This is a genomic window from Streptomyces sp. NPDC057877 (assembly GCF_042796855.1).
Lineage (GTDB): Bacteria > Actinomycetota > Actinomycetes > Streptomycetales > Streptomycetaceae > Streptomyces.
Genome location: NZ_JBHVMS010000013.1, coordinates 91,209 through 113,994 on the forward strand (window position 1 = coordinate 91,209; position 22,786 = coordinate 113,994).

Annotated in this window: 18 protein-coding genes; 13 read left to right on the forward strand and 5 right to left on the reverse strand. The window is 72.1% G+C overall.

Annotation, left to right across the window (positions count from 1 at the left end):
• Positions 1-24 precede the first annotated feature (24 nt).
• From ACFVQG_RS33610 to ACFVQG_RS33630, 5 genes are all read left to right on the forward strand, one after another.
• Positions 25-780: an NUDIX domain-containing protein gene (locus ACFVQG_RS33610; protein WP_383390911.1), complete on the forward strand. Its 756-nt coding sequence runs from the start codon at positions 25-27 to the stop codon at positions 778-780.
• A 94-nt stretch (positions 781-874) separates the two neighbouring features.
• A complete protein-coding gene (locus ACFVQG_RS33615; RefSeq protein ID WP_383390914.1) occupies positions 875-2,701 on the forward strand; it encodes an ATP-binding cassette domain-containing protein in 1,827 nt (608 codons plus the stop codon).
• Positions 2,702-2,863: 162 nt separating this feature from the next.
• Complete coding sequence (locus tag ACFVQG_RS33620; protein WP_383390917.1) at positions 2,864-3,751, forward strand: FadR/GntR family transcriptional regulator; 888 nt, start codon at positions 2,864-2,866, stop codon at positions 3,749-3,751.
• 446 nt (positions 3,752-4,197) lie between these two features.
• A complete protein-coding gene (locus ACFVQG_RS33625; RefSeq protein WP_383390920.1) occupies positions 4,198-5,739 on the forward strand; it encodes an RNA polymerase sigma factor in 1,542 nt (513 codons plus the stop codon).
• 247 nt (positions 5,740-5,986) lie between these two features.
• Positions 5,987-6,844: a S1 family peptidase gene (locus ACFVQG_RS33630; protein ID WP_383390921.1), complete on the forward strand. Its 858-nt coding sequence runs from the start codon at positions 5,987-5,989 to the stop codon at positions 6,842-6,844.
• A 92-nt stretch (positions 6,845-6,936) separates the two neighbouring features.
• Here the strand turns inward: ACFVQG_RS33630 and ACFVQG_RS33635 are convergent, their stop codons facing one another.
• A complete protein-coding gene (locus tag ACFVQG_RS33635) occupies positions 6,937-7,167 on the reverse strand; it encodes a hypothetical protein (RefSeq protein WP_097269750.1) in 231 nt (76 codons plus the stop codon).
• 444 nt (positions 7,168-7,611) lie between these two features.
• Between ACFVQG_RS33635 and ACFVQG_RS33640 the strand changes: the two genes are divergently transcribed.
• The 3 genes from ACFVQG_RS33640 (at position 7,612) to ACFVQG_RS33650 (ending at position 11,891) form a co-directional block, all read left to right on the forward strand.
• Positions 7,612-9,735, forward strand: a complete 2,124-nt coding sequence (locus ACFVQG_RS33640; protein ID WP_383390924.1) for a type IIA DNA topoisomerase subunit B — start codon at positions 7,612-7,614, stop codon at positions 9,733-9,735.
• A gap of 96 nt (positions 9,736-9,831) precedes the next feature.
• Positions 9,832-10,302, forward strand: coding sequence for a DUF485 domain-containing protein (locus ACFVQG_RS33645; protein ID WP_383390927.1), 471 nt, complete (start codon positions 9,832-9,834; stop codon positions 10,300-10,302).
• On the forward strand, positions 10,299-11,891 hold the full coding sequence (locus tag ACFVQG_RS33650; protein ID WP_383390929.1) for a cation acetate symporter: 1,593 nt from the start codon (positions 10,299-10,301) through the stop codon (positions 11,889-11,891). Before ACFVQG_RS33645 ends, ACFVQG_RS33650 begins: the two co-directional genes overlap by 4 nt.
• A 155-nt stretch (positions 11,892-12,046) precedes the next feature.
• Here the strand turns inward: ACFVQG_RS33650 and ACFVQG_RS33655 are convergent, their stop codons facing one another.
• The 4 genes from ACFVQG_RS33655 to ACFVQG_RS33670 all read right to left on the reverse strand — a co-directional run bounded on the left by ACFVQG_RS33655 (position 12,047) and on the right by ACFVQG_RS33670 (position 16,970).
• The gene (locus ACFVQG_RS33655; protein ID WP_383390931.1) at positions 12,047-12,727 is read right to left on the reverse strand and encodes a response regulator; all 681 of its coding nucleotides are present in this window, start codon (positions 12,725-12,727) and stop codon (positions 12,047-12,049) included.
• Positions 12,724-14,394: an ATP-binding protein gene (locus ACFVQG_RS33660; protein WP_383390933.1), complete on the reverse strand. Its 1,671-nt coding sequence runs from the start codon at positions 14,392-14,394 to the stop codon at positions 12,724-12,726. Before ACFVQG_RS33660 ends, ACFVQG_RS33655 begins: the two co-directional genes overlap by 4 nt.
• 232 nt (positions 14,395-14,626) lie before the next feature.
• A complete protein-coding gene (locus tag ACFVQG_RS33665; protein WP_383390936.1) occupies positions 14,627-15,604 on the reverse strand; it encodes a sucrase ferredoxin in 978 nt (325 codons plus the stop codon).
• An 82-nt stretch (positions 15,605-15,686) separates the two neighbouring features.
• On the reverse strand, positions 15,687-16,970 hold the full coding sequence (locus ACFVQG_RS33670; protein WP_383390938.1) for a citrate/2-methylcitrate synthase: 1,284 nt from the start codon (positions 16,968-16,970) through the stop codon (positions 15,687-15,689).
• A gap of 385 nt (positions 16,971-17,355) precedes the next feature.
• Between ACFVQG_RS33670 and ACFVQG_RS33675 the strand changes: the two genes are divergently transcribed.
• The 5 genes from ACFVQG_RS33675 (at position 17,356) to ACFVQG_RS33695 (ending at position 22,761) form a co-directional block, all read left to right on the forward strand.
• Positions 17,356-17,484: a hypothetical protein gene (locus tag ACFVQG_RS33675; RefSeq protein WP_383390941.1), complete on the forward strand. Its 129-nt coding sequence runs from the start codon at positions 17,356-17,358 to the stop codon at positions 17,482-17,484.
• Between the two features lie 228 nt (positions 17,485-17,712).
• Positions 17,713-19,326 carry a hypothetical protein gene (locus tag ACFVQG_RS33680; protein WP_383390944.1) on the forward strand — a complete coding sequence of 538 codons (1,614 nt, stop codon included), beginning with the start codon at positions 17,713-17,715 and terminating at the stop codon, positions 19,324-19,326.
• A gap of 102 nt (positions 19,327-19,428) precedes the next feature.
• A complete protein-coding gene (fxsA, locus tag ACFVQG_RS33685; RefSeq protein WP_383390947.1) occupies positions 19,429-19,611 on the forward strand; it encodes an FxSxx-COOH cyclophane-containing RiPP peptide in 183 nt (60 codons plus the stop codon).
• A 469-nt stretch (positions 19,612-20,080) separates the two neighbouring features.
• Positions 20,081-21,277, forward strand: coding sequence for an FxsB family cyclophane-forming radical SAM/SPASM peptide maturase (locus ACFVQG_RS33690; RefSeq protein ID WP_383391335.1), 1,197 nt, complete (start codon positions 20,081-20,083; stop codon positions 21,275-21,277).
• The gene (locus tag ACFVQG_RS33695) at positions 21,274-22,761 is read left to right on the forward strand and encodes an HEXXH motif domain-containing protein (protein ID WP_383390951.1); all 1,488 of its coding nucleotides are present in this window, start codon (positions 21,274-21,276) and stop codon (positions 22,759-22,761) included. Before ACFVQG_RS33690 ends, ACFVQG_RS33695 begins: the two co-directional genes overlap by 4 nt.
• The last annotated feature ends 25 nt before the right edge of the window (positions 22,762-22,786 follow it).

Below are 22,786 nucleotides of genomic sequence, written 5' to 3' on the forward strand. Positions count from 1 at the left end.
CAGGCAGACGACTATGATCGCCGCATGCCCTACGACCCGTCAGCCTTTCCGCCCTTCGCCGTCACTGTGGACCTGGTCGTGCTGACCGTGCGCCGCCATGCCCTCTGCGCGATGGCGGTACGCCGCGGTGAGCCCCCCTTCCAGGGGCGCTGGGCACTGCCCGGCGGCTTCGTGCGGGCCGACGAGGATCTGGCGCAGGCCGCCGCACGCGAGCTGGCCGAGGAGACCGGGCTGCGCGTCCACGACCCCGCCGTCCCCGCCCAGGACAACGGCGCCCATCTCGAACAGCTCGCGACCTACGGCGACCCCAAGCGCGACCCCAGGATGCGCGTGGTCAGCGTGGCCCACCTGGTGCTCGCCCCCGACCTGCCCGCCCCCCGGGCCGGAGGCGACGCCAGCAACGCGCGCTGGGCACCGGTCGAGGAACTCCTGCAGGGCGGATACGGGCGCGACGGTGAATCGCTGGCTCCGCTCGCCTTCGACCATGCCCAGATCCTCGCGGACGGGGTGGAGCGGGCCCGCTCCAAGATCGAGTACTCGTCGCTGGCCACGGCGTTCTGCCCGCCCGAGTTCACCGTCGGGGAGCTGCGCCGGGTCTACGAGGCGGTGTGGGGCGTCGCGCTCGACCCGCGCAACTTCCACCGCAAGGTCACGGGCACCCCGGGCTTCCTCGTCCCCACCGGCGGCACGACCACGCGCCAGGGCGGACGACCGGCCCAGCTCTTCCGGGCGGGCGGGGCCACCCTGCTCAACCCTCCGATGCTGCGGCCCGAGGTGTAGCACCCGGCGGAGCCATGACCCGATGCCGGACCAGGCTCGGGGAGCGGGCTCGTGATGCCCGAAAATCGGGATATAGCGCGCTATCTTGCTGAGAGTGATCCAGGCCTTCGGACTGACCAGCACCCCCCGCAAGGGCCTCGCCCCCGCCGTGGACGATGTCTCCTTCGAAGCGCGCGCGGGCCATGTCACCGCGCTGCTCGGGGCGGCGGACGCGGGCAAGACGACGGCACTCCGGCTGATGCTCGAGCTGCAACGGGGCCGTGGGATCACCTACTTCAGAGGCCGCCCGCTGCACCGCATCGCCCACCCGTCGCGCGAGGTCGGCGTGCTTCTCGGCGATGTGCCGGGCCACCCGGGCCGCACCGTCCGGGGTCATCTGCGAATGCTCTGCGCGGCAGCGGGAGTTCCGGTCCGGCGGGCCGACGAGGTGCTCGAAGCCGTCGGCCTCGTCAGCCTGCGCGACGAACGCCTCGGCACCCTCTCCCGCGGCGTGGACCGCCGCCTGGGCCTGGCCTGCGCACTGCTGGCCGACCCTCACACACTCGTGCTCGACGAACCGGCCGACGGCCTCTCCGCCCGCGAGAGCCGCTGGCTGTACGGCGCACTCCGCGCACACGCGAGCCAGGGCGGCACCGTCCTGCTCACCACGGCCGACCCGAAGGAGGCCGCCCGCACCGCCGACCGGATCGTGACACTGGACCGGGGCAGACTCGTCGCCGACCAGGACGCCACGGACTTCGCCCGCACCCGGCTGCGCCCCCGGGTCGCCGTACGCAGCCCGCACGCGGCCCGCCTCGCCGCCCTGCTCACCAAGGAGGCCCGCACGGCCCACCGCTCGGTAGAGGTCGTACGAGAGGGCGGCAACCGCCTCTCCGTGTACGGCAGTAGCTGCGCCGACGTCGGCGAGACCGCGTTCCGGCACGGCGTCCTCGTACACCAACTCGCCCACGAGACTGGGGACATGGGTCCCGGGGTGGGGGAGGACGTCCCGGACGTCCCCCTGCCGACGGATGACAGGCACCCAGCCGAACCCCGGACAACGGAACGGACCCCCACCGAACCTCTCCCTGGCGACCCCCCCTCCCCCGCCCACACCCTCGAGACCCTCCCCTCCCTCCCAGCCCTCCCACCCCCCATCTCCGTACGCCCCGCCCCCACCCCCCTCCGCCCCCTCCGCTACGAGCTGCGCCGAGCCGCCGGAATCAGCATCGGCTTCCTCACCACGGCGGCCGTGGTCGTCGTGTCCGCCGTCGCCGCTGTGGTCCTCGCCCGCATCGGGCACACCCCGCAGCCGCGTCTGCTCGCCGCGTGGCCGCGGGAGCTGCCGTTGCCGCCCGCGGCGCTCGGGGCGGGGCTGCTGGGCGCGCTCGCGTTCGGTGATGAGTTCCGCCACCCCGCCCTGGCGGCGGACCGCGGCACCGTGCCCCGCCGCCTGGGGCTGCTGGCCGCGAAGCTCCTCGTCGCCGCGGTCACCGCGGTCACCCTGGCCGCCCTCACCGTGGTCTGCGACGCCGAAGTGCTCTATCTCTTCTACGGTCCGGAGCTGGCCGAGGTTCCCGCGGACTGGCCGTCACTCGGGGCGAGTTGGGTCGGGCTGGTGGTGGGGTGCGCCTGGGCCGGGGTGCTGGCCGCGGGTGTGTTCCGGTCCACCACCGCTGGGCTGGCGGCGGTGGTGGGCGTACCCATCCTCGCGGTGCCCCTTGTGCAGAGGGTGCTGGAAGGGCCGTCCGTCCGGGCCGCGACGGGGTGGCCCGTGCGCTTGCGCGAGGTGCTTCTGTCGCAGTGGCCCTTCGGTGGCGAGCGGTATGTGGCCGCCCTCGCGCGGATGGTCGCCCAACCCGTCGGCGGGGCGCTGACGTTGTCGCTGACCGCTCTGCTGTGCGCATACCTGCTCACGACCCTGCGGAGCAGGGTCCGATGAGGCATGTTCGCTCTCTTACGGTCCTGACCTGCGCACAACTCCCCCGGGAACGCCCATTTCTTTCCGATTAGGCGTCAATTGCGACGAAGTGAGCGATCACCCTTTCGTGTGCTTTTCACCAAAGACCTCAAGGGAGTTGGAGACGGCGCCGACAAAGGATGCGTGAGTACCCTTGCGCACACCATGATGACCTCCGCCCGCTCCGCAGACTCCGGTCTCACCGGCCCGGGCGAAATCGACCGCTACCCCTACGCCGAGGCCCCGGTCCCCGACCGTGTCGGGCCCCCCGCGTGGGAGGGCGCCGACCCCGAGCTGGGCCGCGCGGGCCGACGTGCCGCGGGCAGCCGAGGACGCGGGCTGCACGGCCAACTCGTCCAGCAGCTGGGCCAGATGATCGTCTCCGGCGACCTGGGCGCCGACCGTCCGCTGGTGCCCGAGGAGATCGGCCAGCGCTTCGAGGTCTCCCGCACCGTCGTCCGTGAGTCGCTCCGCGTCCTGGAGGCCAAGGGCCTCGTCAGCGCCCGCCCGAACGTCGGCACGCGCGTGCGTCCCGTCAGCGACTGGAACCTCCTCGACCCGGACATCATCGAGTGGCGGGCCTTCGGGCCGCAGCGCGACGACCAGCGCCGGGAGCTGAGCGAGCTGCGGTGGACCATCGAACCGCTCGCCGCGCGGCTCGCCGCCGGGCACGGCCGCGAGGACGTCCAGCAGCGGCTCTCCGACATGGTCGGGATCATGGGCCACGCCATGGGGCAGGGTGACGCGCTCACCTTCTCCCGCGCCGACGCCGAGTTCCATTCGCTGCTGATCCAGATCGCCGGGAACCGCATGCTGGAGCACCTCTCCGGGATCGTGTCCGCGGCCCTCCAGGTCTCCGGCGGCCCGGTCACCGGCTGTGACCGGCCGAACGAGACGACGCTGGCGCACCACGCCAGGATCGTCGACGCGCTCGCCGCGGGCGACGGCTCGGGCGCCGAGGCGGCCATGCGGCAACTGCTCACGGTCCACCCCGAGGTGGAGCGCGTGGTGCCCGCCCCGCGCGAGCACTGACCATCCACCGCGGGCGCCACGGCCGGGCGGCGTCCCTCCTCCTGCGCCACGGCCCGGTCGGCGCCCTCCTCCGTCGGACCCCGCAGGGCCCCTCCCGACCTGCGGGGTCCGACGGCGCGAGGGGCCAGAGGTGATCAGGAAGAGCACGGTAAGGGCGGGATGGCGGACAGTAGTCGCCTAAGGGGTGTAGCCATCTGCCAGCATCTGACCGTTTTTGCATGCTTACGGGGTGTGACTCGGGCCACGCAGAATGGGCGTAACACTCGTGGGGACAGCGCGATGACCTAAGAGGTGATAGCCGCGGAGGGAATACGGACGCCGTACGAGGCGCTGTGCATCTTCCCCGGCCCCGCCCGCGCCGTCGGCCCATCCCCAAGCCGGTGGTCGGCTCCTGTCCGCAGTGGACGGAGCCGGAAGTCGTTTTCCAACGTTCCGAGAGGTTGTTCGTGTCGGCCAGCACATCCCGTACGCTCCCGCCGGAGATCGCCGAGTCCGTCTCTGTCATGGCGCTCATTGAGCGGGGAAAGGCTGAGGGGCAGATCGCCGGCGACGACGTGCGTCGGGCCTTCGAAGCTGACCAGATTCCGGCCACTCAGTGGAAGAACGTACTGCGCAGCCTCAACCAGATCCTCGAGGAAGAGGGTGTGACGCTGATGGTCAGTGCCGCAGAGCCCAAGCGCACCCGAAAGAGCGTCGCAGCGAAGAGTCCGGCCAAGCGCACCGCGACCAAGACGGTCGCGGCGAAGACGGTGTCCGCGAGGAAGGCCACCGCCAGCACCGCTGCCCCGGCAGCACAGGCCGACCCCGCAGTCGCCGAGGCCACCGAGGAGTCCGCGCCCGCCAAGAAGGCGGCTGCGAAGAAGACGACCGCCAAGAAGGCGGCCACGAAGAAGACCGTCGCCAAGAAGACGACCGCCAAGAAGACGGCCGCCAAGAAGGACGACGCCGAACTTATCGAAGAAGAGGTGCTCGAGGAGCCCAAGGCGGGCGAGGAGCCCGAGGGCACCGAGAGCGCGGGCTTCGTGCTGTCCGACGAGGACGAGGACGACGCGCCCGCCCAGCAGGTCGCGGCGGCCGGTGCCACCGCCGACCCGGTCAAGGACTACCTCAAGCAGATCGGCAAGGTCCCCCTGCTCAACGCCGAGCAGGAGGTCGAACTGGCCAAGCGCATCGAGGCCGGTCTCTTCGCCGAGGACAAGCTCGCCAACTCCGACAAGCTGGCGCCCAAGCTCAAGCGCGAGCTGGAGATCATCGCCGAGGACGGCCGCCGCGCCAAGAACCACCTGCTGGAGGCCAACCTCCGACTGGTGGTCTCGCTGGCCAAGCGCTACACCGGCCGCGGCATGCTCTTCCTGGACCTCATCCAGGAGGGCAACCTCGGTCTCATCCGCGCGGTGGAGAAGTTCGACTACACCAAGGGCTACAAGTTCTCCACGTACGCCACCTGGTGGATCCGTCAGGCGATCACCCGCGCCATGGCCGACCAGGCCCGCACCATCCGTATCCCGGTGCACATGGTCGAGGTCATCAACAAGCTCGCGCGCGTGCAGCGCCAGATGCTCCAGGACCTGGGTCGCGAGCCCACCCCGGAGGAGCTGGCCAAGGAACTCGACATGACCCCCGAGAAGGTCATCGAGGTCCAGAAGTACGGCCGCGAGCCCATCTCGCTGCACACCCCGCTCGGCGAGGACGGCGACAGCGAGTTCGGTGACCTCATCGAGGACTCCGAGGCCGTCGTCCCGGCCGACGCGGTCAGCTTCACGCTCCTCCAGGAGCAGCTGCACTCGGTCCTGGACACCCTCTCGGAGCGCGAGGCGGGCGTCGTCTCCATGCGCTTCGGTCTCACCGACGGTCAGCCGAAGACCCTCGACGAGATCGGCAAGGTCTACGGCGTCACGCGCGAGCGCATCCGCCAGATCGAGTCCAAGACCATGTCGAAGCTGCGCCACCCGTCCCGCTCCCAGGTGCTGCGCGACTACCTCGACTAAAGCGCGACTGCCTCGACGAGACCGCGCCGTACGACGCGGAAGGCCCGGTTCCCCGAGCGGGAGCCGGGCCTTTCGCGTGCCGGGAGGCGGGCTTCCCCGTCCCCGGGCGGGAGCCGGGCCTTTCGCGTGCCGGGAGGCGAGCTTCCCGTCCCGGGCGGCGGACCCGCCACTGGCCCGCGCGGGTGCGGGGCCGTGCCCGGTGAATCACTCTGGGTGTCCCATGACCACCCCGGAGTGAGGAGATTGCATGCGTCGGTCATTTGTCCGGGCCCTGTCCCGGCCGCTGGTCCTGGCCGCTGCGACAGCCGTGCTGCCACTGGCCTCCACGGCCCCTGCGGCGGCCGACAACATCGTCGTCGGCGGATTCCCCGTCGATGTCTCCCAGAGCCCTTGGACGGTGGCCCTGGCCAGCCGTGACCGGTTCGGGGGTACGCGGGCGGGGCAGTTCTGCGACGGTGTGGCGGTCGGCCCGACCACCGTGATCACGGCGGCCCACTGTCTGGACGAGGAGGTTCTGAGCGGGCCCGTGGAGCGGGTGACCGACCTCAAGGTCATCGCGGGGCGCACGGACCTGCGGACCCAGGAGGGGCAGGAGATAGCCGTCCGGGACACCTGGGTGAACCCGGCCTACGACCGGGACAGCAACGCCGGGGACTTCGCGGTGCTCACCCTCGCCGAGTCGCTGCCGCGGAACGCGGTCATCACCATGGCGCCCGCGGGCGACCCCGCCTACGAGCCCGGCACGGCGGCCATGGTCTACGGCTGGGGGGACGCCAGCGGCTCCGGGGACTACGCCAACGGGCTACGGGGCGCGCGACTGCATGTGCTGTCCGACGCCCTGTGCGAGCGTGCGTATCCGGGCGGCGGCGAGGGGGAGTACCGGGCGGACAGCATGCTGTGCGCCGGTGAGGTGCTGGGCGGGCGGGACGCCTGCCAGGGGGACAGCGGAGGGCCGCTGGTCGCACAGGGGCGACTGGTCGGGATCGTGTCCTGGGGGAGCGGCTGCGGGCGGTCCGGGAGTCCCGGGGTCTACACCAGGGTGTCCGACATGCTGACGAAGCTCGGGTGGGACACCGCGGCGAGGGCGCCGCGCGGCGGGGCGTAAGGAGGGATCCACGAGCGCGGGCGGCCCCCCTGAGGCGGGGGACCGCCCGAACACCGGCCTGTGCCGGATCGGCTCGTCGTGGATCCGAGGTGTCAGCGCTCTTCTTCAGAAGCGGAGGCCGGGGCGGTCGTCAGCCGCTCCGTCTCGTCCTGTATCTCAGCGGCGATCTTCTTGAGTTCCGGCTCGAACTTGCGGCCGTGGTGGGCGCAGAAGAGCAGTTCTCCGCCGCTGAGCAGGACGACGCGCAGGTATGCCTGGGCGCCGCAGCGGTCGCAGCGATCAGCGGCCGTCAGCGGGCTCGCGGGGGTCAGAACAGTAGTCACGTCGCCTCTTCTCTAGCTCGACGAGCTGTCGTACCAGGGTCAACATCCAACCAGGCCCAAAACGTTCCCGCTCGGGGCTTTTCCTCGAAAAATCTTTCCGAGGCCGGCCGTCTGCTGCCGGTTGGCGGCGAATGTGCCGTATTACGTGTCTGTGTGTCTTACGGTTTCGCGCTGTCGGTCATGATTCGGTCCTCCCGGCCGGGTTGCCGGTTTGTTCATGAGGACGTGCCCGGAGCCTAAATGGTTCATGCCCCGAAGGGAACGTGATATGTACTTCACCCCATCGAGGGATCGAACAAGCATGCGACGTTGGTCTAGGCTGAAACCGCAGACGAGGGTGGCGTTACAACGGCTCTACCAGGCCTCGGTACCCTCAGAGCGGCGACCGAAGCCGGGCCCTTACCCATCAGGGCCTCACCTGAAATTCAGCGAGGAGCGAACCGCGTGACCGCCGAAACGTCCGTGCCGTCCACAGCGCTGCTGGCAGGAGCAGACCGGGACGGTTCCAACTACACCGCGCGGCACCTGCTCGTCCTCGAGGGGCTGGAGGCCGTCCGCAAGCGCCCGGGCATGTACATCGGCTCGACCGACAGTCGAGGCCTGATGCACTGCCTCTGGGAGATCATCGACAACTCCGTCGACGAGGCCCTGGGTGGCTACTGCGACCACATCGAGGTCATCCTCCACGACGACGGCTCGGTGGAGGTCCGGGACAACGGCCGGGGCATCCCGGTCGACGTCGAGCCCAAGACCGGCCTCTCCGGCGTCGAGGTCGTCATGACCAAGCTGCACGCGGGCGGCAAGTTCGGCGGCGGCTCCTACGCCGCCTCCGGCGGCCTGCACGGCGTCGGCGCCTCCGTGGTCAACGCCCTCTCCGCCCGGTTGGACGTCGAGGTCGACCGCGGCGGCCACACCCACGCGATCAGCTTCCGGCGCGGTGTGCCCGGCGCCTTCGCCGCGCTGGGGCCGGACGCGAAGTTCGAGGCCACGAGCGGTCTGCGCAAGGCCAAGAAGATCCCCAGGACCCGCACCGGCACGCGCGTGCGGTACTGGGCCGACCGCCAGATCTTCCTCAAGGACGCCAGGCTCTCCCTGGAGAACCTCCACCAGCGCGCCCGCCAGACCGCCTTCCTCGTCCCCGGCCTCACTATCGTCGTCCGCGACGAGTACGGCCTCGGCGAGGGCGGCAGCAAGGGCGAGGAGTCCTTCCGCTTCGACGGCGGCATCAGCGAGTTCTGCGAGTACCTGGCCAGCGACAAGGCGGTCTGCGACGTCCTCCGCTTCTCCGGCCAGGGCACCTTCAAGGAGACCGTCCCCGTCCTCGACGAGCACGGCCAGATGACGCCCACCGAGGTCACGCGCGAGCTGGGCGTCGACGTGGCGCTGCGCTGGGGGACCGGCTACGAGTCGACGGTCAGGTCCTTCGTCAACATCATCGCCACGCCCAAGGGCGGCACCCATGTGGCCGGTTTCGAGCAGGCCGTCGCCAAGACGATGAACGAGGTGCTGCGCGCCAAGAAGATGCTGCGCGTCGCCGAGGACGACGTCGTCAAGGACGACGCCCTGGAGGGCCTCACCGCGGTCGTCACCGTCCGTCTCGCCGAGCCGCAGTTCGAGGGGCAGACCAAGGAGGTGCTCGGCACCTCGGCGGCCCGCCGGATCGTGAACAACGTGGTCTCCAAGGAGCTGAAGGACTTCCTGACGGCCACCAAGCGGGACGCCGCCCAACAGGCCCGCGTGGTCATGGAGAAGGTGGTCGCGGCCGCCCGGACGCGCATCGCCGCCCGTCAGCACAAGGACGCGCAGCGCCGCAAGACGGCCCTGGAGTCCTCCTCGCTGCCCGCGAAGCTCGCCGACTGCCGCAGTGACGACGTCGAGCGCAGCGAGCTGTTCATCGTCGAGGGAGACTCCGCGCTCGGCACCGCCAAGCTGGCCCGGAACTCCGAGTTCCAGGCGCTGCTGCCGATCCGGGGCAAGATCCTCAACGTCCAGAAGTCGTCCGTGACCGACATGCTCAAGAACGCCGAGTGCGGCGCGATCATCCAGGTCATAGGAGCGGGCTCGGGCCGCACCTTCGACATCGACACGGCCCGCTACGGCAAGATCATCATGATGACCGACGCCGATGTGGACGGCTCCCACATCCGCACCCTGCTGCTGACCCTGTTCCACCGCTACATGCGGCCCATGGTCGAGTCCGGCCGGGTGTTCGCCGCGGTGCCGCCGCTGCACCGGATCGAGATCATCCAGCCCAAGAAGGGCCAGGACAAGTACGTCTACACGTACTCCGACCGCGAGCTGCGCGACAAGCTCATGGAGTTCCAGAGCAAGGGCATCCGCTACAAGGACTCGATCCAGCGCTACAAGGGCCTCGGCGAGATGGACGCCGACCAGCTGGCCGAGACCACGATGGACCCCCGCCACCGCACCCTGCGCCGGATCAACCTCTCCGACCTCGAGGCCGCCGAGGGCGTCTTCGACCTGCTGATGGGCAACGAGGTCGCCCCGCGCAAGGAGTTCATCTCCAACTCGGCGGCGACGCTGGACCGGTCGCGCATCGACGCGTAGCCGCCGCGCGGGGGCGCCCCCACTCTCCGTCACCTGATGGAGTGAGAGCCCAGGGAAGAAGAGTCGGGGATCTTCCCGGTCTGTCCATGCTTGGGCATGCACTCAAGTAACGCTAGGTACGGCGATCCCTGGTATGACGCGCTCGCCTCCGGCTGGGGCGAGGCGGGCGGGGCGCGCGTACCGGCCGCGTCCGTGCCGCCCGCCCGCGGCGATGGCGCGCGGGAAGCCGTCGCCGCGGCGGATGTCTACCTCGAGGTGCAGCGCAGCGCGGCCTTCCAGGAGGTACGCAGCCGGTACCGGCGGTTCGTGGTGCCCGCGGTCGCCGGGTTCTTCGTCTGGTACATCGTCTACGTCGTGACCGCCACCACCGCACCCGGCCTCATGGCCCGGCCCGTGGTCGGCGCGGTGAACGTGGCGATGCTGGCGGGGCTCGGCCAGTTCCTCACCACCTTCCTGCTGACCTGGGCCTACGCCCGCCACGCCCGGCTGCGCCGGGACCGGGCCGCGCTCGAACTGCGCTGGGACACCCAGGAACTGACCCGCGGCGCCCGCGGCGGTGCGATGTGACGGGCGATCACCAGGCGCTGGCGCTGCTGCTGTTCAGCGTGTTCGTCGCCGTCACCCTGGGCATCACCACCTGGGTGAGCCGCGACCGGCACGGTTCGGCGGAGGAGTTCTACGCCGGGGGACGCCTCTTCACCCCGATGGAGAATGGTTTTGCCATCGCGGGCGACTACATGTCCGCCGCATCCTTCCTGGGCATCTCCGGGCTCATCGCCCTCTACGGCTACGACGGGATGCTGTACTCGGTGGGCTTCCTGGTGGCCTGGCTGCTGGTGTTGTTCCTGGTCGCCGAACTGGTGCGCAACTGCGGCCGGTTCACCCTGGCCGACGTCGTCGCCGCGCGGATGCGTGAGCGGCCGGTGCGGATCGCGGCGGGAACTTCCTCGGTCACCGTGTCCGTTCTGTATCTGGTGGCGCAGATGGTCGGCGCGGGCAGCCTGGTCGCGCTGCTGCTGGGCGGGAGCGGCGAAGCGGCGCGGGCGTGGACCGTGATCGGCGTCGGCGCGCTGATGGTGATCTATGTGTCGTGGGGAGGGATGCGGGCCACCACCTGGATTCAGATCGTGAAGGCGGTCCTGCTGATCGGCGGCACCATCGCGCTCACGGTGCTCGTCCTGGCGCGGTTCCACGGCGACTTCAACCGGCTCCTCACCACGGCGGCGGAGCGCAGCGGGCACGGCTCGGCGTTTCTGGCCCCCGGGCTGAAGTACGGCGGGGACTGGACCGCCCGCTTCGACTTCATCAGCCTCGGACTCGCGCTGGTCCTGGGCACCGCCGGACTGCCGCACATCCTGTCCCGGTTCTACACCGTGCCGACCGCGCGGGCCGCGCGGCGTTCGGTGGTCTGGGCGATCGGGCTGATCGGCGGCTTCTATCTGATGACGATCGTCCTCGGCTTCGGCGCCGCCGCGATCGTCGGACCGGACGCCGTGCGCGGCTCCAACGCGGCCGGGAACACGGCCGTTCCGCTGCTGGCGCTCGACCTCGGCGGCGGTGCGGATTCCACCGGAGGAACGGTTCTCTTCGCGGTGGTCGCCGCCGTCGCCTTCGCCACCATCCTCGCGGTCGTCGCCGGGATCACGCTCGCCTCCTCCGCCTCCGTCGCCCACGATCTGTACGCGTCGCTGCGGCGCCGCCGGACCGAGCCCCGCGGCGAGGTCGCCGTGGCCCGTGTCGCCGCGGTCGGCATCGGCGTCGTCGCCATCGCCCTCGGCCTCCTCGCCCGCGACCTGAACGTGGCGTTCCTGGTCGGGCTCGCCTTCGCCGTCGCCGCGTCCGCCAATCTGCCGGTGCTGCTCTACTCACTGTTCTGGCGCGGCTTCACCACACGAGGCGCCGTATGGGCGGTCTACGGCGGGCTGGTCCCGGCCGTGCTGCTCGTCGTCCTGTCGCCGGTGGTGTCGGGCAGCCCCGACTCGCTGTTCCCGGGCGTGGACTTCCAGTACTTCCCCCTGCAGAACCCCGGGCTGGTCTCCATCCCCCTGGGCTTCGTCGCGGGCTGGCTCGGCACGGTCACCTCGCCGGAAGGACCCGACGAGGCCAAGCACGCGGAGACCGAGGTGCGGTCGCTGACGGGGGCGGGGGCGGCGTAGCGGTGCGGGCGGCAGACGGGCCCGGTGGCACGCGGGCGGCCTGGGAGCCGTAGGAAAAGTCGGTGGAGATCCGTCGGGACGGCGAGACACGGCGGCCCGGGATCCGTAGGGGAGGAGGGCACGGTTCCTTCCCCCCGCCCCCATGGGCCGTGTCCTCAGGCGCGGGTCGCCCACACGTAACGGTGTTCCGGGCGGCCCGCGTCGCCGTACTTCAGGGTCAGTGTGGCCCGTCCGGTGCGCTCCAGGAGCTTCAGGTAGCGCTGGGCGGTCTGGCGGCTCACCCCCGTGCGTTCGGCGATCTCCTGGGCGGACAGCGGGCCCTCGGCGTTCATCAGGGACTGGCGGACGAGTTCGGCGGTGGTGGGGGAGTGGCCCTTGGGCAGGCCGGGCTCGGTCGGGGCGGCCAGGGCGCCGAAGATGCGGTCCACCTCGGCCTGCTCGGCCTCGCCGCCGCCGTCGAGGGCCCGCCGCAACTGTGCGTACGCCTCCAGCTTGGCGCGCAGACCGGCGAACGCGAACGGCTTGACCAGGTACTGGAGCGCCCCGTACCGCATCGCCGCCTGTACGGTCGCCACGTCCCGGGCCGCCGTCACCATGATCACGTCGGTCTGGTGGCCGCGCCGACGCATCTCCTGGACCACCGTGAGGCCGGTGTCGTCGGGCAGGTAGTGGTCCATGAGGACCAGGTCCACCCGGGGTAGTTCCGCCAGCCGCAGCAGCGCCTCGGCCGCGCTGTGCGCCTCCCCGGCGACATGGAAGCCGGGAACCTTCTCGACGTACGCGGCATTGACCCGCGCGACCCTGAGGTCGTCGTCCACGACCAGGACCTCGATCATCCCGCCCCCTCCTCAGCTGCGGCCCGCCCCGTCGACGGAAGGGCGAGCGCGGGTTCCGGTTCGGCCAGGGCTTCCGGCAGTACGACCGTGAACTCGGCGCCGCCGCCCGCCGCCTCACCCACCGTCGCGCTGCCGCCCTGCCGCTCGGCGAGCCTGCGGACCAGCGACAGCCCGATGCCGCGCTCCCGGTGCGCGGGCGACTGCTTGGTGGACCAGCCCTCCGTGAAGATCAACTCACGCTGCGCGGCCGGGATTCCGGGCCCCGTGTCCCGCACGGTGAGCACGGCCGTACGACCCTCGGTGCACAACTCGGCCTCCACGCGCGCGTGCGGCGTGCCCGCCACGGCGTCGAGGGCGTTGTCCACCAGGTTCCCGACGATCGTGACCAGCCCTCTGGGATCGACCAGCCGGTCCGGGAGCCGGGTGCGGTCCGACACGCGCAGCGCGACCCCGCGCTCGGCGGCGACGGTGGCCTTGCCCACCAGCAGCGCGGCGAGCAGCGGATCGCCGATCCGCTCGGCGACCTCCTCCGCCGTGGCCCGGTGCTCGCCGACCACCTCCCCGACGAACGCGGCGGCGTCGTCGTACATCTCCAGCTCCAGCAGCCCGAGGAGGGTGTGCATCCGGTTGGCGTGCTCGTGGTCCTGGGCGCGCAGGGCGTCGATCAGGCCGCGCGTCGAGTCCAGCTCCCGGCCGAGCTGCTCCAGCTCGGTACGGTCGCGCAGCGTGGCGACCGCGCCCCCGTCGTCGGTCGGCATGCGGTTGGTGACCAGGACGCGCTGGCCGCGGACGGTGAGCAGATCGGTGCCGGTCACCCGCCCGGCCAGCACGTCGGCGGTGCGGCCCGCGCCGAGCGCCTCGTCCGGGGAGCGGCCCACGGACTCCTCGCCGAGGCTCAGCAGGCGCTGCGCCTCGTCGTTCAGGAGCCGGATCCTGCCGCCGCGGTCCAGGGCCACGACGCCCTCGCGGATGCCGTGCAGCATCGCCTCGCGCTCCGCGAGCAGCCCCGCGATGTCCGAGAAGGCCAGGTCATGGGTCTGCCGCTGGACCCGGCGCGCGATGAGCCAGGCGGCCAGCGCGCCGACCGCCAGTGCGCCCCCCGCGTACGCCAGCAGCTCGGGAATCGCGTGGATCAGCCGGGCGCGCACGCTGTCGTACGCGATGCCGACCGAGACCGCGCCGACGATGTCGCCGTCCCCGTCGCGCAGCGGGACCTTGCCGCGCGCGGTGCGGCCGAGGGTGCCCTCGTCGATCTGCATGACCTCCCGCCCGGCCAGCGCCTGGCTGGGGTCGGTCGAGACGTGTCCGCCGATCTGCGCGGGCTCGGTGTGCGACCAGCGCACGCCCCGCGCGTCCATCACGACGACGTACTCCGCCCGCGTGGCCTCCCGGATCCGCTCCGCCTCCCGCTGCACCGGCCCGTCTGCCGTCGGCGGGGTGCTCGTGACCTCCTCGGCGAGCCGTGGCTGGGCCGCGGTGGTCTGGGCGATCGCCAGGGCCCGGCGCATCGCCTGGTCGTCCAGCTGGTCACTGAGGGGCGCGAGGAACAGCCCGGTCGCGAGCACCGCGACTCCCGCGGCGATCGCCACCTGCATCAGCAGCACCTGCGAGAACACCCGGCGGGGCAGACCGAGGCGCAGGCGGCGTACGGGGGTGGTGCGGCTCATGGCCATGACGGTACGTGCTGGAGGCGCGCGGTCGAAGAGGATGTGGCGCGGATCCTGAACGAGGGGTTCCGCACCGCGGCGGTCAGCTCGCGAGCGCGGCCCGGTCTCAACGCCGCGACGGTCAGCTCGCGCGTGTCACCAGTGCCAGCTCCGGACCCTCAGCTCGCGCGTGTCATCAGTGCCAGCTCCGGACCCTCAGCTCGCGCGTGTCATCAGTGCCAGCTCCGGACCCTCAGCTCGCCAGCGCCGCCGTCGCCAGCTCGCGGACCGCCACCACGTCCATCCGCGCGGGTGAGCCCAGCACCGCCGTGCCGCAGCTCTCGGGCCGGGGCGGCAGGGACGCGCCCTGGGCGATCAGGACGCGCCAGCGGCGCCCGTCGACGTGCGCCACGGTCACCTCCCAGCGAGGTGCCGCGCCGTCGGTCCGTACGGCGTCCTCCGTCCGTACGGCGTCCTCCGTCCGTACGACGCTCAGGACGCCCGCCGCGTACTCGCCCGTCGCCGTGCGCACCGCCAGCTCGGCCGCCTGGCCGGGCCGCTCCCACGCGGAGCTGCCGCGGCACCCCTCCACGACGATCCGGCCCTCCCGCACGCCGTGCAGGACCGCCTTGACGGTGTGCGCCTCCGCGCGGCCGTAGGCGTATCCGTACGGCAGGACCAGCACCGTCGGCGCGAAGCGGTGTCCGCCCAGGTGAGTGACCTCCCAGACGCCCCGCACCTCGGACGCGGCGAGTTCGGCGGCCAGCGGGCGGCCGAGCAGGGCGCAGCAGCGGTCGCGCTTGCCGTTGGTGCAGACGAGCGCGAGCGGGTCGCCCGTGTGGGGGCGGCCCCGCAGGGCCCGGCCGAAGGTGCGGTGGTCGCCCTCGCCGAGGGCGGTGAAGTCGAGGTCGAGCAGGTCGCCCGGGTCGGAGGTGGTGGCCGAGTGCAGCCAGACGTTGCCCGGCACCGTGTGCGCCGCGTACACCTGGCGCTCCGCCGGGGTGCCGGAGTCGGCGTGCCGTCCGGGGCGGCGGATGAGCGCGACCCGTACTCCCGTGCCCTTGGCCGCCGCCTCCAGGGCCCGGCCGAGGGCGGGGTCCAGGTGGCTGGAGGTCAGCGCGCGCGGGCCCCACGGGCCGGGCTGCTCCAGCAGCAACCAGGTGGTCGCCGTGGCCGCGGTGCCGGAAACGGGCTCGTCTAGGTCGCGGGAGACGGTCGCGCACGTACTCACAGAGGTGAGCCTAACCTGAGTTGATCGGGAGTGACTTCCGGTGTCCTTGTGTCCCGGTCCGGGTTTCCCACTCCTGTCCAGTTCAGGCCCGGTCTGCCTCCGGCTCGATCGGGGGCAGCGGCTGGGGCGGCCGAGGACCGACGTACTGCCCGCTCGGACGCATCCGCAGGGGGCGCTCCCCGTACTCCTCCAGGGCGTGGGCGATCCAGCCCGCGGTGCGCGCCACGGCGAAGATCGTCTCGCCTGCCGTGGCGGGCATGCCGCAGGAGGCGGTGAGGACGGCGAGCGCCAGGTCCACGTTGGCGTGCAGCGGGGTGTGGCGGGCCGCGGTGGCCTCGATGTCGCGGGCCGCGGCGAGCGCGGGCGCGGCGTGGGGGAGGTCGTCCAGCAGGGCGAACAGGGCACGCGCGCGTGGGTCCTCGCCCGGATAGAGCCGGTGGCCGAGTCCCGGGATGCGCCGCCCCGCCCGCAACTCCTCGGCGATCACCGGTGCCGCGTCGCCCTGGTCGAGCACGTCGAGCAGCATCCGGTGGGCCAGTCCGCTGGCCGCGCCGTGCAGCGGGCCCTCGAGCACGCCGAGCCCGGCGGAGACGGCCGCGTAGGCGTGGGCGCGGGCCGACGCCGCGACGCGTACCGCGAGCGTCGAGGCGGCCAGATCGTGGTCGACGAGCAGGCCCAGCGCGGTGTCCAGGACGCGCAGGGACGCCTCGTCGGCCGTGCGCCCGCTGAGCCGTCCCCACAGACGGGGGGCCAGCGGGCCCTGGTCGCGGTGGGTGAGCCGTACCGGCGGCAGCGCCGCGACGAGTGTGGGGATGAGGGTGCGCGCGGTGCCGAGCACGGCCTCCTCGGACAGGTCGAAGCGCAGCGGGTCGGCGGCTGCGGCGGCGATCGCGGCGACCCTCAACCGGTCGGTGGGGGCGGTGTGTTCGGGCAGCGCGTCGACCGCGCGGCGGGCGGCGTCGATGACGGCCCCGGGCGCGGTGAAGGTGACACCGGGGCGCAGGCTGCCGGTCCACAGCCACTCGGCGATCTCCTCGTAGGAGTGCCGGGCGGCGAGTTCGACCGCGTCGACCCCCCGGAAGTAGTACCGGTCCTTCTCGATGAGGGTGATACGGGTACGCACCGCGAGTTCACCGCCCGAGCCGCCCGTACTGGCGCCGCCCTCCCGCCTGTTGCGCCGGGCCAGCGCCTCGACCTCCCCGGCGTCGAACGTGCTGCCCCGGCCGCCGGTCGCGCGTCTGCTGCTGAGCTGGCCGCGGCTGACGTACGCGTAGAGGGTCGCGGGCTTCACGCCGAGCAGTTCGGCGGCCTCTTTGGTGCTCAGTCGGCGCTCCGGGTGGCCGGGGCCGGGTTGTTGATCGCGCATGGAGGTCACCGTATCGACCCACCCTCGTACATTGATTCCGTCAATATATAAGCAGGCTAATCAATCATGGACAGTCGTATCAAGCCGCTATGGGGGCGCACTGATCCCTTGCCGAAGCGCCCGTGATGTGTGGTGCGCCCTCGGCCAGGTGGCAGCCGCGCGCATTCTCCGTGTCCACGTCGGGTATCTCGTGGAGGAATCCCGTGCCTCCAGGAGTGTGCTCCGGGCAGCCCTCCAGGACGCGTCGAGCGGGAGACGAGCCCTGTCAGAGCCTCTGGTGGTGCTCCTGGCCGGTCGATAGCTTGATGCGTGGCGTGGCCGGTGGCGCGAACCCGGTGGACGAAGGTGGCTGATCTGGTGCACGAGTGACGGCGAGGACGAGGCTATGAGCGAGTCCGGCGAGTGGTGGCCCGTTCACCGGCGCGCCGGTGAACGACGCCTCGGCGCGATCCGGTTGCCCGCCCTGGAGACCGTCGCGCCCGTCCGTGCCGGAACTGAGCGCTCGGGCAGGTGACGTGATGACCCAGGTGTTCAGCTCAGTGCTCGGGACCGGCGCCCCGTCCTGGTCGGCCAGTGAGGCGTCGCGCACCCCGTCCCCAAGGAGGGCGCGGCGTCGGACCCGAGGGACGACCAGGGCGGCTGAGTACGCGGCAAGCGGTGCACCGCTCATACCCTGCGCGCGGCCGCACGCGCACAGGAAGGCTCCGTACCGTCACCGGAACCGCACGGGGGACGCAGGACGATGACGCGAACCGACGAGCGTCCCCTTCACACCACCGTGGCCCAAGCGCGTTACCTCGTGGCCCAGTTCGAGGCGGACGGCATGGTGCAGGACCTCATGGACGCGGTGCAGTTGTTGCGCGCGGCCACGGGGCACCGCCGGTCCGCCGCCGTCAGCTCCGGTGTGTGGGCCGCGCACGCCGAGTGCCTGCTGCGCCTGTGGGAGGTCCAGGGCGGCGCCGGTCTGTTGCGGGAGGCGGAGGAAGCGGCCGGGCGTGCCGTCGCACATCCCCGTGCCGTGCGGGAACGGGCGGTGCTGGCGCGGGTGCTGGTGGCTTCCGCGGCGGACCACGAGCGCGGCGGCAGCCGCGGGGAAGCCCTTGACCTGTTGCGTCGCGCCGACCAGGAATACGCCCTGGCCTGCGCGGCACCTGCCCTGCACACCGAGGACGCCCTGCGGTTCGCTCTGGAGCGGGTGCGCACTCTGGAGGAGCAGTGGCGTCTGGGCGGTGACGTCGCCTTGCTCCAGAGCGCGATCGGCATGCTGGAGGCGTTCGCCGACGCCTGGCCGGATCCGCGGCTGCGCCCGCCGGAGCTGCCGTTGGCCCACGGGCGCGTCCTCCTGCGTCTGTCGAGGGCCACGACCGACCCCGAGCAGGGTCGTCATCACGCGGCACGGGCCGCGATCCTGCTGGACCACGCGCTGGCACGGCACCGGGCGACGTACGCCTCCGCTCCCACCACCGGCCGGTCCCGGGAAGGCGTCCGGATCGTCCTCGATCTCGTCGACGCGCTGCTGAGGTCGGGCGAAGGGCTCGGCGTGGCGCGGACCCGGCTCGACGAGGCACTGGAGCACGCTCATGAGCAGGGGCAGCGGGCCCCGCTCCTGGTGCGGGCCGGACATGTCGCCCTCGCGCGGTACGCGGAGTCACGTGATCCGCGGGACCTGGAAGAGGCCGCCGACCGCTTCGGGCAAGCCGCGCGCAAGGTGCCCCGCGACGCCCTCGACCACGCGGACGTACTGGCCGAGTGGGGTGGGGCCCTGCTGCTCAGGGCGTCGGCGCACGGCGGTGCCCCGGCTGGGGACTTGGTCTCCCGGACGATCCGGGTGTTGCGCGACTGCCGTGCGGAGACCGCGCTGGACAGCGGGGCACTCGCCCACCGGCTCCTGTTGCTCGGCCGTGCCCTGATGCTGCGGTACCGCATCCGGGGCGACCGTGTGGACCTGCGGGAGGCGGAGCATCTCTTCGGGCTCGGGGCCGCCGGGGCCACGGACGCGATGTCGGCCGCGCGCTGTTGGCTGGAACTCGGCCAGGTCCGCCTGGAGGCGTACGAGAGTCTGGGCCGGGCACCGCGTCTGGACGCGGCGATCGACGCGTTCAGAAGGGCGGTCGCCGCCGCCCGGGCCGCGGAGGACGCGCCGGAGACGGAAGGGCGGCGACAGGAAGCCGTGCGACTGTGTGCGCAGGCGCACCATGGGCGGGGTATCTCTTATCAGGCGGCTTCCCGTCCGCGTGCCGCACGCGACGCGTACCGGGCCGCCCGCACGGAGTGGGAAAGGCTGCCCGAGGACCACGTCGACACGGGTGAGCCGAGTGCCCGGCAGACAGCGCAGCGGCTGGCGGAGCTGGAGTGACCGGCTCGCCGGAAGGTGGTCGGAAGGATGGGCATGCGGGGCGAGACAGGTGGTAGGGACGACGTTACCGGGGGCGAAGGCGTCACCGCTGGGGCGGAGGCCGTGGCCGACTCGGACGGCGCGGAGACGACCGGACAGCAGGAAGAACTGCCGGACCTGCTGGCCCTGGACCTGGAGGAGCTGAGGACGCTTCGACATCCGGTGCTGGGCGAGGTGCTGGCCGACCTGAGGGAGCGGGCCATGCGGCCGAACGAAATGCTCTGGGGATTCAACAACGCGTTCTGACGGCTTGGCAGAGTGGGGAGACAGCTGGGGCGGCTCGGCAGCGTGGGGAGACAGCTGGGGCGGAACGGCAGCGTGGGAGACAGCCGGGACGGAACGGCAGCGTGGGAGACAGCGGGGGCGGCTCGGCTGAGTAGGCAGACAGCCGGGGCGGCTCGGCAGCGTGGGAGACAGCCGGGGCGGAACGGCTGAGCAGGCGGACAGCCGGGGCGGCTCGGCAGAGAGGGAGACAGCGGGCGCGGCGTGGCTCCCGTCGCCCTCTCCGTCGCGGCAGGTCACGCGCAGGCAGCATGCGGGTTCGGCGGAAGCGGTTTGCACCACGCTCCCGTACGGGAATGCCGTCCCGGACGGGCAGGGGGGCCACGGAGCGGCCGGAGGGCCGCGTCTTGGGGGTGCCGGAGTGTCGTCTCGCCGTAGAACCTCCGCGGTGTCGAGTCGGCGAGTCGTTCCCTTCCGGCAGTTCATCGTCAAGATGCACGGCCGCTGCAACCTCGCCTGCCGCTACTGCTACCTCTACGAAGGCCCCGACCAGGGCTGGCGCCAACGCCCCGCCGCCACACCGGACCGTGTGCTGGACCGCACGGCGTTCCGCATCGCGGAGCACGCGGCCGTGCACCAACTGCCCGCGGTCTCCGTCGTGCTGCACGGAGGCGAGCCCCTGCTGGCGGGGACGGAGACCCTCGTCCGCTTCACCGGCCTCGTGCGGGACCGCGTCCCCGAGGTCTGCGCCGTCCACCCCGTCATCCAGACCAACGCCACCCTGCTCACCGGACGCACGCTCGACACCCTGGCCCGGCACGGCGTCCGCGTCGGCATCAGCCTGGACGGAGGCACGGCCGCCCACAACGCCCTCCGTGTCGATCACGCCGGGCGCCCGTCCTGGCAGGCGGCCGAGCGCGGGGCACGTCTCCTCGCGGATCACGGACCCCAGGTGTACGCGGGCATCCTCACGGTCGTGGATCCGACGACGGACCCGGTGGAGACGTACGAGTCCCTGCTCACGCTGCGCCCGCCCACGCTGGACCTCCTGCTGCCGCACGGCAACTGGTCGGCCCCGCCGCCCCATCTGCGGACGTCCGGCCCGGCGGACGCCGTACCGGACCCGAGCGGCACGGGTGCGCCGTACGCCGGAGGGAACAGCCGGACCCCGTACGGAGACTGGCTGTGCGCCCTCTTCGACCGCTGGTGGGGAGCCGGAAGACGGGAGACCCGCGTCCGTCTCTTCGAGGAGTCCGTGGCCTTGCTGCTGGGGCTGCCCGCCGCGACGGAGTCCCTGGGGCTCGCGCCCTTCGACGCGGTGGTCGTCGAGACGGACGGCACGATCGAGCAGGTGGACTCCCTGAAGTCCTGCTACGAAGGGGCGGCGGAGACGGGCCTCGACGTCTTCCGGCACGACTTCGACGAAACGTTGCGGCACCCGGGCGTCCGCGCCCGGCAGGCGGGCGCCGCCGCGCTCGCCGCGAGCTGCCGGGCCTGCCCGCTGCTCGGCGTCTGCGGCGGCGGCCACTACGCCCACCGCTACCGGGCCGGTCACGGCTTCGCCAACCCGTCCGTCTACTGCGCCGACCTGCAACGCTTCATCCGGCATGTGGCGCAGCGGCTCGGCGCGGCCGGTCTCCCGGTGACCGCCCTGGACGACGTACGGACGTATGAAGGAGGCACGCCGTGATCACGACGGTGGTTCCGGACGAAGCCCTGGACGAACTGGGCCGCACCGAAGGCGGCGAGCACACCCTCGCTCTCCTGGTGCACGACCAGCACGTCCGTCGCCTGCTCCTCGTGCGCGCGGTCCTGGACGCCGTGGGGGAAGCGGACCCGGAGGTGTGCTCCGCGGCGACGCGGAGACGGCTGCGGGAGGACTGGGGGCTGCTGGTGGAGGCGGACCGGGCCGCGGGCGGTCTGATCACGGGGAACTCCACGCCCGACGGGGACCGGACGGGAGGGTCACCCCTGTCGCCCGCCCGCGCTCGCCTCTTCTACCCGATGGTGGGGGCGTGGGCCCTCAGCTGCCTGCGTGCCGTGCGAGCGGGCACGGGCACGTCCCGCGACGCGCGCGTGCTGCGGAGAGAACTGGCCTACTTCAGCGCGCTCGTCGCCGCGGTCGCCGCCCGCTCCGGGATACCGTTCACGGCGGAGCTGACGGCCCGCGACGGCGTGCTCATGCTGCCCTCCCTCGGGGTGTTCCGCACGGCCGGGGCGGGGGAGACCCCGGTCGTCGTCGATCACCGGGGCGGTCGTCTGACCATCCGCCAGAGAGGGGCCGCTGACGCCGTCGTGCACCTGAGCCACGGTGCCGGAGCCTCGTCGGCCGCTCCCGCGTGGACGCCCGTCCACACACTCCCGGCCCTGGTGCCGGGGTTCGCCCCCGTGGAACTCGACGACATCGACCCGTTCCGCTCGGTGGCCCCCGGTTCCCACTACGACGGGCTCAGCGGCACGACCACCCTCGACGATGCCGAGCGCAAACGCTGGCTGGAGTCCTGGCAGGGCACCGCGGACCTGCTGGGGACCGGGGGTGAGCACCGCGTCACCGAGGCCGTGACCCTGCTGCGCTGCCTGGTCCCGCTGTCGGCGCCGCCCCGGTCGCCTTCCGAGGCGGGCACCGGGGGAAGCTGCAGCGGCACCCGCCGGGAGGCGTTCGGCGCCGTGCTCACCAGCACTCCACCGACCGCCGCGACCTTCGCCGCGACCATCGTCCACGAGCTTCAGCACGCCAAGCTGGCGGCTCTCCACGAGGCGGTGGCGCTCCACCACGCGGGTGAGGAGAAGCGGTACTGGGCGCCGTGGCGCCCTGATCCCCGTCACTACGACGGCCTGCTGCAGGGTACGTACTCGCATCTGGCGCTCGCGGACTTCTTCCAGCGCTGCGCGCTCACCGTCTCCCAGCCTGTCCAGCGCGAATTCGCCTGGAGCCGACACGCCCGCTACCGGGAGCAGGTGAGGGCGGCGTTGCCGACGGTCGCGGAGGCAGCGTGCCTCACCCGCCAAGGGCGCCGGTTCGTGGACCAGATGGCTGAGACGTTCGCGCAGATGGCTGATCGGCCGGTACCCCAGGGCTACGCCGCACGCGCTGCCGCGTACGTGACTGCGGCCCGTGACCTCTGGGTACAGCGTTACGGAGACGAAGGGTACGTCTACTCGGGGCATCCGTAGTTTCTGACACCGAAGCAGATCGTTA

Excerpts from the sequence above, each read along its gene's own strand:
- ACFVQG_RS33610 (WP_383390911.1), top strand. The coding sequence starts at position 25 with ATGCCCTACGACCCGTCAGCCTTTCCGCCCTTCGCCGTCACTGTGGAC.
- ACFVQG_RS33630 (WP_383390921.1), top strand. The coding sequence starts at position 5,987 with ATGCGTCGGTCATTTGTCCGGGCCCTGTCCCGGCCGCTGGTCCTGGCC.
- ACFVQG_RS33645 (WP_383390927.1), top strand. The coding sequence starts at position 9,832 with ATGCACTCAAGTAACGCTAGGTACGGCGATCCCTGGTATGACGCGCTC.
- ACFVQG_RS33655 (WP_383390931.1), bottom strand. The coding sequence starts at position 12,727 with ATGATCGAGGTCCTGGTCGTGGACGACGACCTCAGGGTCGCGCGGGTC.
- ACFVQG_RS33660 (WP_383390933.1), bottom strand. The coding sequence starts at position 14,394 with ATGAGCCGCACCACCCCCGTACGCCGCCTGCGCCTCGGTCTGCCCCGC.
- ACFVQG_RS33670 (WP_383390938.1), bottom strand. The coding sequence starts at position 16,970 with ATGCGCGATCAACAACCCGGCCCCGGCCACCCGGAGCGCCGACTGAGC.
- ACFVQG_RS33675 (WP_383390941.1), top strand. The coding sequence starts at position 17,356 with ATGAGCGAGTCCGGCGAGTGGTGGCCCGTTCACCGGCGCGCCGGTGAA.
- ACFVQG_RS33680 (WP_383390944.1), top strand. The coding sequence starts at position 17,713 with ATGACGCGAACCGACGAGCGTCCCCTTCACACCACCGTGGCCCAAGCG.
- ACFVQG_RS33690 (WP_383391335.1), top strand. The coding sequence starts at position 20,081 with ATGCACGGCCGCTGCAACCTCGCCTGCCGCTACTGCTACCTCTACGAA.